12 protein-coding genes are annotated in these 12,843 nt (G+C 55.9%); 3 read left to right on the top strand and 9 right to left on the bottom strand.

What is annotated here, in order from left to right; genetic code table 11:
* Positions 1–374 (bottom strand): helix-turn-helix domain-containing protein (locus ACYVGS_RS09090; protein WP_460588373.1); only part of this gene is annotated, 374 nt, incomplete at its 3' end.
* A gap of 152 nt (positions 375–526) precedes the next feature.
* Between ACYVGS_RS09090 and qatB the strand changes: the two genes are divergently transcribed.
* From qatB to qatD, 3 genes are read left to right on the top strand one after another with little or no spacing between them, the layout of a single operon-like run.
* The gene (qatB, locus tag ACYVGS_RS09095; protein ID WP_460588366.1) at positions 527–1,093 is read left to right on the top strand and encodes a Qat anti-phage system associated protein QatB; all 567 of its coding nucleotides are present in this window, start codon (positions 527–529) and stop codon (positions 1,091–1,093) included.
* The gene (gene qatC, locus ACYVGS_RS09100; RefSeq protein WP_460588367.1) at positions 1,090–2,346 is read left to right on the top strand and encodes a Qat anti-phage system QueC-like protein QatC; all 1,257 of its coding nucleotides are present in this window, start codon (positions 1,090–1,092) and stop codon (positions 2,344–2,346) included. Before qatB ends, qatC begins: the two co-directional genes overlap by 4 nt.
* Positions 2,346–3,107 (top strand): Qat anti-phage system TatD family nuclease QatD, encoded by a 762-nt coding sequence (gene qatD, locus ACYVGS_RS09105; protein WP_460588368.1) that lies wholly within the window; start codon positions 2,346–2,348, stop codon positions 3,105–3,107. The genes qatC and qatD overlap by 1 nt, the downstream gene beginning before the upstream one ends.
* Before the next feature lie 259 nt (positions 3,108–3,366).
* On the opposite strand, the gene ACYVGS_RS09110 is transcribed toward qatD, so the two are convergent.
* The 8 genes from ACYVGS_RS09110 to ACYVGS_RS09145 form a co-directional block, all read right to left on the bottom strand.
* Positions 3,367–4,275: a cation diffusion facilitator family transporter gene (locus tag ACYVGS_RS09110; protein WP_273682275.1), complete on the bottom strand. Its 909-nt coding sequence runs from the start codon at positions 4,273–4,275 to the stop codon at positions 3,367–3,369.
* A 108-nt stretch (positions 4,276–4,383) separates the two neighbouring features.
* Positions 4,384–4,578 carry a DUF6316 family protein gene (locus ACYVGS_RS09115; protein ID WP_273682274.1) on the bottom strand — a complete coding sequence of 65 codons (195 nt, stop codon included), beginning with the start codon at positions 4,576–4,578 and terminating at the stop codon, positions 4,384–4,386.
* 166 nt (positions 4,579–4,744) lie between these two features.
* The gene (locus tag ACYVGS_RS09120; RefSeq protein ID WP_273682273.1) at positions 4,745–5,086 is read right to left on the bottom strand and encodes a P-II family nitrogen regulator; all 342 of its coding nucleotides are present in this window, start codon (positions 5,084–5,086) and stop codon (positions 4,745–4,747) included.
* A 15-nt stretch (positions 5,087–5,101) separates the two neighbouring features.
* Complete coding sequence (locus tag ACYVGS_RS09125; RefSeq protein ID WP_273682272.1) at positions 5,102–8,203, bottom strand: efflux RND transporter permease subunit; 3,102 nt, start codon at positions 8,201–8,203, stop codon at positions 5,102–5,104.
* A 15-nt stretch (positions 8,204–8,218) separates the two neighbouring features.
* On the bottom strand, positions 8,219–9,265 hold the full coding sequence (locus ACYVGS_RS09130) for an efflux RND transporter periplasmic adaptor subunit (RefSeq protein WP_460588369.1): 1,047 nt from the start codon (positions 9,263–9,265) through the stop codon (positions 8,219–8,221).
* Positions 9,262–10,677, bottom strand: a complete 1,416-nt coding sequence (locus ACYVGS_RS09135) for a TolC family protein (RefSeq protein WP_460588370.1) — start codon at positions 10,675–10,677, stop codon at positions 9,262–9,264. Before ACYVGS_RS09135 ends, ACYVGS_RS09130 begins: the two co-directional genes overlap by 4 nt.
* A gap of 548 nt (positions 10,678–11,225) precedes the next feature.
* On the bottom strand, positions 11,226–12,182 hold the full coding sequence (locus ACYVGS_RS09140) for an arsenic resistance protein (RefSeq protein ID WP_460588371.1): 957 nt from the start codon (positions 12,180–12,182) through the stop codon (positions 11,226–11,228).
* Between the two features lie 457 nt (positions 12,183–12,639).
* Positions 12,640–12,843 (bottom strand): hypothetical protein (locus ACYVGS_RS09145; RefSeq protein WP_460588372.1); only part of this gene is annotated, 204 nt, incomplete at its 5' end.

A 12,843-nucleotide genomic window follows, 5' to 3' on the forward strand; every position in this document is an offset into this window, starting at 1 on the left:
ACATAGGTCCGCTTGGCGGCCAGCAACCGGGCTTCCTGCTGATCCTGTCGCCACTGGCGAGCAAAGGCGGCCACCCGGTCATAGGAACCGGTGTAGCCCAGAGTGAGCAGATCCCGGTACAGCTGCTTCACGGTGCGCCGCTGTTTGCGGTGCCGGCGCGACTCCCGGAACAACCAGTTGGTAAGCGTCTCCTCGTAATCATCCAGCTTGCTGGGCGACTTGCGCGCCGGGTAAACCGGCTCCAGGCAAGCACTGGCGAGATATTTGCGCACGGTGTTTCTGGACAGCCCGGTGCGGCGGGCGATCTCCCGAATCGGCATCTGATCCCGCAGGTGCCAACGGCGAATTACACTGACTAAAGCCACGTCTATCACTCCTTGTACNGGAGGATAATCAGAATCCGACGACACCACCTGCCGGCCCTGCCAAAGCTCCGCCAGGACGGTATCAACAAGCTCGTGGTGCATTGACCGGGTTTGTACGGTCTGGTAGCAGCTCCGACCTGCGCCGAGGTGTTTCAAGCTTTGTGAAGAAGGGCATGGGAGGATCGTCCAGAGCCGCGAGTCGAATGCGGACTAGCGCAATTGCCGCATCGTCTTTGGGTGGATTTCTTGCCACCGCTCGCGACGGTTCTGATCCAAGCATTAATACTTGGGTCGATTCAATAAAGCAGCGCGGACTTTCTGCCAAGGAAACCGCACTCGAAGTCGTGCAGAAATTGATTCCAACGGGAGGGAGTGTTGACGAGGATTCAGCCAGACACTCCATGGATCATGCTATTGCACATCTCTACGAAGTGGAACCGAACGCCGATATCTTTAATTTGACGGACGATCAAATCGCCAACTTGATGGCTTACACGGTGGCTTTTGATGTTTATAACCGGGTTCAGCTTGAGCTTGGTCAGGTATTTGAAAAGCTGAAATATGCGCCCCAGCTCGTGCAGAATCGCTTGGGGCAGGTTCTCGATTACGTAATGGTGGTTGTCAATCGATCGATGCAAAAGGCTCGTGCCGGAGGTGCACCACGAGCGATGAGGGAGATTGCGAATGCCGCTCTTCAAGATGCACTGACGGTGTTTGCTGAATCATGAAAATTATTTGTTCGAGTGTTGATGCGTTGCCAGACTCTCTGCCTTCAGGTGCGCTGGCATTTACATTCTTGGAGTCGTCATCGCAGCCGGGAGTTGGCCGTATAGCCCATGGCTGGATTCGACAGTTGGAAAAGCAAGGTTATGCCCCGTCGGTTCCAGTGTGGGATTTTGTACTTTTTTGCTTTGCTGTCTATGCGGCCGATGTGTCCGTTCTCCGCAAGGAAAGCGCCGATGGATGGACACGCCAGATTGAGCTGGATATCACACTCAATGACCCCGCGCCATGGGAGGCCAATCGTCAGCTTGTCGAGAAGATGTTGCGTGTATTGACAGGCGATTTTTGGACGTTGCAATTCTCAGCAGGTGGCCCTGTTCCACCCAACGGCCAGCGCCGGTTTTGCGATCGTGACTGTGTTGCTTTACTTTCAGGCGGCCTCGATAGCCTGATAGGGGGGATCGATGCTGTAGCGCAAGGTCGTAAGCCAATCTTTGTATCACAACTCGCTTTTGAAGATTCAGCCCGACAAATTAAATATGCCAATGACCTTGGTGGTGGCGAATGGCATCAGCAGTGGAGCCACCGCGTTGTATTCAAAGGTAAGAAAGAGACATCCACAAGAGCTCGTTCAATGGCCTTCTATGGCCTGGCGGTGCTTGCGACATCGCTGCTGCCAATGGAGAAAACAGAGATCCTTGTGGCGGAAAATGGGTTCATCAGCATCAACCCGCCTTTATTGCCGGGAAGGATGGCCAGTTTTAGTACCCGAACTACCTACCCGCTATTCATGTCCATGCTTCAGGAGTTGTTGGTAGGTCTGAATATTAAAGCCAGTCTACTCATGCCCTACCGATTTAAAACCAAAGGGGAGATGCTGGAAGAATGCGCTGATCAGTCAATGTTGAAAAGACATGCTTGTGACACAACAAGCTGTGGTCGTTTTCGTACCTACAATCGCACGCACTGTGGACGTTGTGTGCCATGTATGGTTCGCAAGGCGGCCATCCAGCATTGGGGGCAAGTTGATACAACACATTACAAATTTCCGTCTTTATCTTCCGCAGGTAAGACAAAGGCGGATGATCCTATGGCCGTGGCTTGCGCAGTTCTTTCCTCTGAGCAACAAGGCATCGATTCTTTTCTGGGGGCCACGTTATCGTTTGCTTCTCAGGTGGATCGGCCTCAATACCGCCGTGTTATTGAACAGGGATTAATAGAGCTTGCTGTTGTGCTTCGCAGGGATGGCATAATCTGATGGACTTTCATTGCCACTTGGATCTTTATCCAAATGCCCGAAACGTTTATTCGGAAGCATTGGAGCGGGTTGACTTTGTTTGGTTGGTCACCACCAGCCCGAGAGCTTTCGCAGCAACATCAAAAGTCCTTCCAGCCTCAGAGCGAGTCTTTATTTCTCCTGGTCTTCACCCAGAAGTGGCAGATAAGAAGTTCGGCGAGTTGGATTTGCTGCTTTCTCAGATGGAAGTGTGTTCGGGGGTTGGCGAAGTTGGCCTTGACGGATCTCCGCGGTACAAACAGTACTTTGAACTTCAGAAGAACATTTTTCAGTCAGTTCTGCAGCATAGTGTAACTCTCGGGGGGCGCGTCCTTAGTATTCACTCTCGATCGTCTGCAAAGGAAGTGCTGGGTTTACTTGAAGCCCATTCGGGTTTTGGGGTAGCTGTCCTCCACTGGTTTACCGATTCACCTTCGCAACTTTCCCGAGCCAAGGAGATGGGCTGTTGGTTCAGCGTTGGGCCTGCAATGTTGGCTTCCGCCAATGGTCGGAAATTAGCTGGTCAAATGCCCCAAGATCGTGTGGTTCCTGAAAGTGATGGGCCATTCGCCAAAGTTCGTGGTGCGTCTGTGATGCCGTGGGAAGCTGCCACTGTGGCAGTCGAGCTTGCCGAGATATGGGGTTTGCAGGTAGACGCGGTTGGGCAATTGCTTCGAGCGAATGGTTTGCGCCTGACTAGGCTTCTTACTGATTCCAGCGAAGTGCTTGGAAACGGACATTAGATATGAGGATTACGTTTTCGATAACGGGCGAATATCCTCGCCAGTGTACTGGTCGCCTGGACGGGTTCCCGTTATCCCGACCTGGTCATTGGTCTGATTATCGGGCTGATTGTGCTGAATGGCGCCCGGCGCATTCTGAAACTGCGCTATTAGTCTCTGGTCCTTTCTCGCTGCTCGGATTCATGCCGGCAAAATTCCGCGCCTGGGCGGCCTATTAAAATAGTCGTCGCTCTCGCCGATGCTTATGGAGAATTTTCTGTCAACCGTGCCCATAGGTGTGGGCATCCTTGTGCACGTGGTCTGGGTGTTCGAATTCCAGTGTTGAATGACTGATGTTGAATTCCTGCGCCAGAGCCTGTTTTATCCTGTACTTGATGCTCTCAAGCTGATCCCATGCACTTTCCTTGATAATCACATGGGCCTCCAGCGAGGCATCGTGTTCGCCCATCTGCCAAAAATGCACGTGATGAAGATCGATAACGCCTTCGATGTTGGACAGGGCAACAATGACGGCATCGGTATCGATATCCACCGGGCTACCCAGCATGAGTGTTCTGATGGTGCCGCCGATTTCTGTCAGACCCAGGTAGAGAATGTAGCCCGCGATGCCGATGGTGATGGCAGGATCAACCCAGCGCATGTCGTAGAGTAAAATAAGAGTCCCGCCAATGACCACGGCGACCGACGCGAGTGCATCCGACAGATTGTGAAGAAACAGTGCACGGATATTGATGCTGTCTTTCTGCATCGAATAGGTGAGCAGCGCTGTCAGTGCATCCACGACCAGAGCGATACCACCGAGCCAGACGACCCACCAGCCCTTTACCTCTGGAGGATCAATGATCCGCATGCCACCTTCGTAAATCAGGTAGAACCCGATAATGATCAAGGTAGTGTAGTTGATGAGGGCTGCAACGATTTCAATGCGTCCGTAGCCAAAGGTCATCTTTGCGTCAGCCGGGCGGCGCGCAATTTTTTGCGCCGCGAACGCGATGACGAGTGATGCCATGTCAGAGAAGTTATGCAAAGCGTCCGCGATAAGGGCGAGACTGCCGGCGAAGATGCCTCCCCCAATCTGAGCCAGGGTCAGGATCCCGTTCGCCCAGATGGCGATAGCAACGCGTTTATCCTTGGTCTCGGGGGCCATATGCACATGTTCGTGACTCATTGGGTTAACCTTGTTGGTGGCTGTTTATAAAAAAGCATCTGCTGTATTCAGCTTACTCTGTGCTTGGTCGCCTGTGCCTTGGCGACTTTGTGGATTTTGGGCCATTGTTTACTCATCCTTTTTGACAGTTTTCAGGAATTTCGCGAGGCCTTCTTCTGCCTCTTTTTTGATCGAAAACGGCCCGATATTTTGACTTTCACGGGTTAAAAAATACCATTCACTGTTAATGGCGTGGATGCGATGTGTTCGAAAGGTTGAAGCATTCTTCGAGTCAGTTTTTCGATGCTTGGGTGGATCACTCATAATCTTGTCTTGCTGTCATGACCTTGCCCAGTAAAGCCATCCAAAACGGCTTGAACTGACTGTACAAGGTCATGAGCCACAGCTCCTGTTGACGGTAAATCATCAGACGCAGAGGGAGCGACAGCTGAAATGGAACCCGCCCGCCTGAAGAGGGCGGGTTCTTTTCTCAGACAACCGTACTGTCCTCGGCACCATCTTCGATTCTGATCGCACGATTGACGTTGCTGACAAAAATGCGACCATCACCGCGCAGTCCGGTGTGCGCCTCGCTTTTCAGTACGCGGACGACCTCGTCCACGTATCGATCGTGACACACGATTTCCACTTTCACGTGCTTGACAAAATCCCCCGCGCCATCGATCGGGTTGGCGGCGCTGGTATTGACTTTGCTACGGCCGAAGCCGACAACGTGGGCGACACTCATGCCGGTGACGCCCTGCACGCGGTGCAGGGCCAGGGTCACGGCTTCCAGTTTGTGGTGTTTGATATAGGCTTTGATCTCTTGCATGACTGTCACTCCGGGTTAGTGGGATTCGCTCATATCAGCGGGCTTGTCGGCAAACCAGTGATACAGTGCGGGTATAACCAATAGGGTCAGGATGGTGGCGGTCACCAGACCGCCGACCACGACGGTGGCCAGTGGCCGCTGCACCTCGCTGCCGGTGCCGGTGGCGAACAGCAACGGAAACAGCCCTAGGGCAGTAGTGACGGCGGTCATGATCACCGCCCGGAGCCTTGCGCAGGCCGCCCGCACACTGGCTTCGGCAATGGACACCCCGTCCTTGACCAGTTCATTCAGGTAACTGACCAGCACCAGACCATTTTCCAGGGCGATGCCAAACAGGGCGATAAAACCTACCGAGGCGGGTACCGAGAGGCTCTGGCCGCTCAGCCACAGGGCGACGATACCGCCCACCAGCGCCAGCGGGATATTTAGCATGATCAACAGGGCGTTGCGCAGGGATCGGAAATTGACAAACAGCATCAAAAACACCAGCGCCAGGGTGATTGGCACGACGATCATCAGGCGCTTGTTGGCCTGTTGCTGGAGTTCGAACTGCCCACCCCATTTGAGAAAATAGCCCGGCGGCAAATCCACTTGCTGCTTGATAGCGGTATCGGCCTCGGCCACGAAGGAACCGATGTCCCGGTCGCGGACATTGGTCTGGATGGTGATAAAGCGCTGATTGTTTTCCCGGGTGATCTGGCGCGGCCCCACCACTTCCTCGATGGCAGCCAGCTCCTCCAGGGGAATGCGCTGGCCGGCGGCGTTCTTGATAATGAGCTGCTCGATGACATCGGCCCGGTTGCGCGCGGGCTCCTCAAGCCGTACATAGATATCAAAGCGGCGGATACCCTCGAATACCTGACCGGCCTCACTGCCGCCCACGGCCACGCTCAGGGTACGTTGCACGTCGCTGACATTGAGGCCATAACGGGCAATGGCCTCCCGGTTCAATGAAATGCGCAGTTGCGGCGTACCGCCGATTTGATCGCGCTGAACGTCCTGGGCGCCCTGCACGGTGCGCATTACCTGCTCGATGGCCTGTGCCTTTTCCACCAGCACATCCAGGTCATCGCCAAACAGCTTGGCGGCCAGTTCGGCCTTGGTACCGGTCAGCAGTTCATCCACCGCCGCGGCGATCGGTTGGGTGAAGTTGAATTGCGCGCCGGGGAAATCCGCGAATTTTTCGCTCATGGCCGCATACAAGCCATCCAGCGTCTCCGCGCTTTGCCATTGATCCTGGGGCTTGAGGGCGACGAAAATCTCGGCGTTGTTCACCGGATCGGCGTGGGCGCCGACTTCGCCCCGGCCAATGCGCGACACCACCTGGGTGACCTCCGGAAACGCAGCCTTCAATTGCCGCTCGAATACGCCAATGGTGGTCTCGGCTTTTTCCAGCGAGATGGACGGCGCCATGGTGGCGCGGATCAGCAAATCCCCTTCATTAAAGCGGGGCACAAATTCTGAGCCCAGCCGCGGGGCGACGGCAACGCCAATGAGCAGGACCACTGCCGCCAGGGTCACGGCAATCCAGCGGCGCGCCACTATGGCCTGGACCAAGGGTTGGTAGCCTTTCAGCAGCAGGCTGACAATGTCCTTGCGAGGTTTGTCAGGGTCTGTCTTGGGGCGCTTCATCAGTAGGGACGAGACCACCGGCGCCACGATCAGGGCAAAAAACAGCGAGCCGAGCATAGCCACGGCTACGGTATAGGCCAGTGGCCGGAAGGTCGCCCCTTCCACGCCCTGCAAGGTGAACAGCGGCAGGAACACAATGATGATGATACTGATAGCAAACAGAATCGGGCGCGCTACTGACTGGCAGGCCCGCGCCACCAGATGCAGGCGTGATTCGTCCGGGGAGGATTCCCGCAACATCCGGTCGATATTCTCCACCACAACCACCGCGCCATCCACCATCATGCCGATGGCGATGGCAATCCCGCCCAGCGACATCAGGTTGGCGGAGATATCGAAGAATTTCATGGCGAGGAAGGTGAAGCCGACGGAGAACGGAATCGACAGCGCCACCACCAGGCTGGGCCGCAGGCCGCCCATAAAGGCCAACAGCACCAGGGCCACCAGAATAATCCCCTGCAACAGGGCGTTGATCACCGTGCTCACCGCCGCCTTGACCAGTGTCGCCTGGTCGTAATAGGGCTGCACCTCGACGCCTTCGGGCAGGTTGGCGTTGATGGTGGCCAGCTCCTCCTTGACGGCGCCGATCACCTGGGAGGTATTGCTGCCGATCAGCTTCAATACCATGCCCACGACCACTTCGCCTTCTCCGTCCTTGGTGGTGAGTCCGCGGCGGATTTCGCCGCCGATGTCCAGCTCGCCCAACTGGTGCAGGTAGACGGGGGTGCCGTCGATGGTTTTCACCACGATATTGCGCAGCGCTTCAAGATCGGTTGCGAGCCCTACGGAGCGGACGATGTACTCCTCGTCGTTTTTGACGATGAACTGCGCCCCGGCGTTGGCATTGTTGGCCTCGATGCGCTCCTTGATGTCGGGCAGCGATACGTCGTAGCGGATCAGCGCGTCGGGGTCGATACGCACCTGAAACTGCTTGACCTCACCGCCGATGGAAAGAACTTCCGTAACGCCTTTCACCGTCTGCAGGTTGAACTTGACGATCCAGTCCTGAATTTCCCGCAGCTCGGTGTTGCTGTATTGCCCACTGGTATCCTCCAGTACGTAGAACAGAATCTGGCCGAGTCCTGTCGTGATGGGGCCCATCACCGGTTCGCCGAAGCCGTCGGGAATCGCCTCCCGGGCCACCTGCAGCCGTTCCCCCACCAACTGGCGGGCGAAGTAAATATCAGTGCCATCCTCGAAGTAGATATTGACCACCGACAAGCCGAAGTTGGAGATCGACCGCACATGATCCAGTTGCGGCAGGCCGTTCATGGCGCTTTCGATGGGATAGGTGACGTATTTCTCCACCTCCTCCGGTGCCAGGCCTTCGGTTTCCACAAAAACCTGTACCAACGCCGGTGAAATATCCGGGTAGGCGTCGACCGGCAGGGTGCGATAGGCGAAGTAACCGCCGATAAGCATCGCCAGAGAGATCACGACCACTAACAGTCGGTTCTCCAGCGCAAAACGAATAAGAGTTTGCATACTGTTCTCCCGCGATTAGTGGTTGTGACCGGATTCGAATTCGCTTTTTTGCAGCTGGGCCTTGAGCACGAATCCACCTTTGGCCACATAGCGTTCACCCGCGTCGAGGCCCGTCAGGATCTCCACCGCGTCGCTGTCCCCGCGACCCAGCGTAACCGGGCGGGGTTCCCAGCTGCCGTCGTGCTGAACGAATATCGTGGGTTGGCCCTCCAGGTCGATAACGGCGGTTCTGGGTGCCACCACCTCTGCAGGAAACTCTCCCAGTGTAATCTGGCCTTCAATGAACATGCCCGGCTTCCAATCATTGTCAGGATTGGCCAGGAAGACCCGCGCCAAGCCTGTGCGGGTGGCCTCGTCTACCAGCGGCGCCACATAGTCCAGGCTGGTCTCCACGGGTGTGGGGCCATGGCTGGTGGTGATTCGCACCGGCTGCCCTGTATTTACCAGCGGTACCTGCTTGGGATAGAGGGCGATATCCACCCACAGGGTGGACAGGTTCGCGACGACAAAAGCGGTATCGTCGGGCGCCAGGTGTTCTCCCAGGGTGACGTGGCGTTTGATGACCACGCCGTCGATCAAGGATTTCAGCTGAAAGCGGGACAGAGTTTCGGAACTTTCGGCCACGGCAAGGACATCACCGGCCTTGACCCGGTCACCGGTTTTGGCTTGTACCTCGACGATCTTGGCTGAAAACCGGGGTGTGATATGGGCCACAGCCTCCTCGTTGAGCTTCACCTCGCCGGGCAGCGAAACCTGTTGGCGAATCACACCGGCTTCAGCGGTGGCGATTTCACCGCCAAAATCGCGTAGCAGCTCGGCGCTAAAGGTCAGTTCGGGCTCTTCCTCCTCATGACCTTCATGCGCGTCTTCTTTGGCAAGGTCGCCTTCATCCTCAGCGTGATCTTCCCCGGCATGTTCCTCTTCCGAGTGTTGCTTTTCATCTGCGTGCTGAGCGCCTTCTTCGGTGTGAGCGGCTTGATCTGATGGGGCGGCGATTGTGCTTTGAGATACCATGGCGGCTAGCAGGAGGCCGCCCATTAAATAATTCAGTAACTTGTTCATTGTGATTCATCCTGTGGCGAAAGAGACCCTTCATCATCGATGCTGCCCAGCGTGGGTAGGCGCAGATCGGACCGGAAATCATTGATTGCTTCAGTGGGGTAGAGTGACTGGCGCTCCCCCGTAAGCGGCTGGCCGGTCAAGGTCTCCAGGGTGATAAGGGTCTGGTGAAAATCGGTGGCGGCGGCAACGGCCTCGGTTTCGAAGGACAGCAGCTGACGCCGGGCTTCCACCAGTTCCAGATAGGAAAATCGCCCGTCGCCGTAGCCTTCCTGAATCAGCATCAGTGCCTGTTGGGCCTCGGGCAGTATCTGCTTACGCAACAGGGTAACTCGCTCGCGGGCCTGTTCCAGTTGGGCGAAGGCATTGCGCAGTTCCGTGAAAACCTTTGTCCGGGTAGCCTTCTGTTCGAGATCCAGTTTTGTCAGGTTTTCCCGCGCGGCCCTGATGTTGCCCTGGTTGCGGTTAGAGACGCCAAGGGGCATGGAAAACGAAAAAACCAGACCGGTATCGCCGGTTCCCTCGACACGTCTGATACCCGCGCCGACTTCAATGTCCTGCCGGCCCCGGGCAATGGCCAGGTCCAGTTCGGCTTGGCGCAGTCTTTCCAGGGTCATAAACTGTTGCAGCTGCGGCGCCTGTTCCAACTGTCGCTGGACGCTGGCAAACTCAGGCGTTGGCGCCAGGGCAAAGAGTTCGGCCTCGACGCCGCTAAAATCCGCCGAGGTTTCCCCCCACAGGCTCGCCAGGCGCCGCTTGGCATTGCCCAGGCGCACGGTGAGATTGCTCACCGCCAGCTTGGCCTGCATCAGATCCGTGCGGGCACGGCTGAGTTCGGCCCGGCTGGCGCTGCCAGCGTCAAACCGCCTTTGGGCGACCTTTTCTGCCGCGCTGGTAAAGTCCACGACTTGCCGGGCAAAAGCCAGCAGGCGCTGGGTTTGCGCCACTTCCAGGTAACGGCTGGCCGCCGCAGATAGTGCGTCGAGGCGGGCCAGTTCATAGTCGCGCTCAAGGGTTTGACGGCGCCATTGGCCAACATCCCCGCGCAGCGAGCGCTTGCCGCCCATCTCGATGATTTGGCTGAGCGCCAGGGTGGTTTCCATGGCGTCGGTGCCCGAGAACTCGCCATTGCCGGCAATATTCTCGACCTCGAGGGAGACCTGGGGGTTGGGTCGAAACCCGGCTTGGAGGGCCCGCGCCTCGGCCGCGCGAATATCGTAGGGATACATTGCCAATTCGGGATTGTCACTGAGCACCCGGGCGAAGGCCTCGGATAGGGTCAGTGTTGCCGGGTCGCGGTCGGCGGCCTGGATAAGCCCGGACAGGCTTAGCAGCGCGCCGCAAATCAGCAGGCGCGTTGTCCGGATTATCAGGCTCCGGCCTGAATCCGGACGCAAACGGAATAGCATGGACATGAATTACCTCACGTAAAGATTTTTGAAAAATCCTGGTGCCGGTCGATGACCGGAAAGTGAGGTTAGGCTATGGGCGGTCGGAGTATCGCAGCGATGGGGGGAGACGGGTGGTCGACGGTATAGAGTAGTGCGACCTGGTTGGAAGAGGCAGTCGGCAGCGTGGGCAGCTGCATGGACAGCAGCATATGAGAGCCATGGCAATGACAGGAGTGGCAATGGCCGGGCGGTGTGTTGTGGTCTGATCCCGGTGACGGGTCTGTCGCTTGGGTTGAACCGTCGCCCCCGGACATATCCGCCAACTCATGGGGTTGGTGATCCGAATGGATAGGCAATACATCAGCGGCGATGGATAGTGATTGCACTACCATCAATACCGCAAACAGTATTAGCGTCCAGTTTTTTGCCATTCGATTATCAAGCGAGCCGAGTAGAAATGAGCGCACACTATAATTTACTAGGGGGATTCAATCAACTTGGGCTATTGTCGCGTCAAAATCCGGGGGTGATGTTCAGAGAAAGTTCCTCGATCATGCCGCTTATTGTCTGGCTCAGTGGGTATTCTTGATCAGACGCGGCAGCCAGCGCAGATACGCGACCATGCCGAACAACTCGACCAGGGATTGGAAGACGATGACAACGATGGCGGCACGCCAGGGCTCCGGCAGTGACAGCGCCAGCGGCAGCATGACGAAGGAGTTGCGGGTACCAAAGCTGAAGGTGAGGGTGCGACCGATAGTGGGCGTGAACCCGAATAGCTCACTGAGCCCCTTGCCGATAATGGCGGCGGCAATCAGGTAAAGCACAAAAACCACAAGCGCTGACCACAGCAGGGCGCCATTGTCGATCACCAGGCTGACCTGGGAGCCGGCAATCAGAAACACCACCAGCGCCAGCAATGGCACGGGCAGCCACCCAAGCCAGTCCACCAGTGTTTGCGCTCGTTGGTGGTTTTCGGTTAATCGTTCGGTTAACCAGGCCAGGATCAGCGGGGTGACAATCAATCCAAAGAAAGCTGGCAGCAAGTGGCTGCCAACGGCCAGTTCAATGGCGATATTGCCCATGAAGAGCCAGATATAAACGGGCAGCAAAATGAGCTGGACCAGCAAAAGAATAGGTGCGGCCGTGATGGCTCGGGCCCCGTCCCCGCCGCCAAGATGGGTAAAACTGATAAACCAGTCCGTACAGGGTACCAGCAGTACCAGTAGCACACCGAGGCGAATGGCGGGATCTTCCGGTAATAGCAGCAACAGAACGCCTATGATGATGGGCACCAGGATAAAATTACCCGTCAGCAAAGCGGCCAGAAAGCGGCGATCACGAAATGCTGATCTGAGATGTATCAGTGGTACCTGAGTGAAAGTGGTGTACAGGAGAACGCCCAGTGCGGGCCAAAGCAGCGCTTCCCAATGACGGGTCTGCTCTGGTGACATCCAGCCGATGGCCATGCCGGCCAGGATGGCTAGAAGATAAAGCCAGACTTGATATCGCTCCAGTTGTTCGCGCATTTAAGGCTGTTCCCGCTGTTTTTCGAGGGCACGATAGTATCATTGGTGCGCAATGAACTCCCGGCTCTCGTCCTGAGAATTTCGGCAGGCTCATCGAGGAGGACTGGAATCTCTTTAGGCGGTGTCGGGAGAGATACGGTAAAATAGCCAGTGCCAGCATTTGACCTTTTTGCCGACAGTAGCGGGGATGGGCGTCTCCACAGGGTTGGTGGTTTTTTTACCCGGTTTGGCTGGTTCTGACCCTGTTGAGTGGGGCTATCAGTAAAAAAATGAAATTATTTTCAAGAAATTTCTGAGCATGGTATTTTTCATGGTATTACTGATTCGTAGGAAAATAAGCCATTGATAATAAAAGATAAAAATGGCTTATTGATAATAGAGTGGGAAATGATTCCACGTCTGGCACTGGCTGGCACCTGCAAGCAATAAATCTCATGAAAACACTATAAAAATAGAGTTATTCTCCTTTTTGTCTAGCAACGACTGGCACTCTCTGGCACCTCCAAGCAAACTTTTTCAATGGTATAAAACATGGTACTGTTCTTTGGAATGTCAGGGCCAAGAAAAAATACCATGCTACTTTTTCAAGTGCGCTCATGGTGTTGATTTGCATCCAAAATTGACCCACTAACCCCCCGGATTTGCATCGAATTTTGACCCA

The sequence above is a fragment of the Haliea atlantica genome, assembly GCF_054779855.1.

Bases quoted from the DNA above. Each gene is read 5' to 3' on its own strand.
- qatD (WP_460588368.1), top strand. From the start codon at position 2,346: ATGGACTTTCATTGCCACTTGGATCTTTATCCAAATGCCCGAAACGTT.
- ACYVGS_RS09135 (WP_460588370.1), bottom strand. From the start codon at position 10,677: ATGTCCATGCTATTCCGTTTGCGTCCGGATTCAGGCCGGAGCCTGATA.
- ACYVGS_RS09125 (WP_273682272.1), bottom strand. From the start codon at position 8,203: ATGCAAACTCTTATTCGTTTTGCGCTGGAGAACCGACTGTTAGTGGTC.
- ACYVGS_RS09120 (WP_273682273.1), bottom strand. From the start codon at position 5,086: ATGCAAGAGATCAAAGCCTATATCAAACACCACAAACTGGAAGCCGTG.
- ACYVGS_RS09110 (WP_273682275.1), bottom strand. From the start codon at position 4,275: ATGAGTCACGAACATGTGCATATGGCCCCCGAGACCAAGGATAAACGC.
- ACYVGS_RS09140 (WP_460588371.1), bottom strand. From the start codon at position 12,182: ATGCGCGAACAACTGGAGCGATATCAAGTCTGGCTTTATCTTCTAGCC.
- ACYVGS_RS09115 (WP_273682274.1), bottom strand. From the start codon at position 4,578: ATGAGTGATCCACCCAAGCATCGAAAAACTGACTCGAAGAATGCTTCA.
- ACYVGS_RS09130 (WP_460588369.1), bottom strand. From the start codon at position 9,265: ATGAACAAGTTACTGAATTATTTAATGGGCGGCCTCCTGCTAGCCGCC.
- qatC (WP_460588367.1), top strand. From the start codon at position 1,090: ATGAAAATTATTTGTTCGAGTGTTGATGCGTTGCCAGACTCTCTGCCT.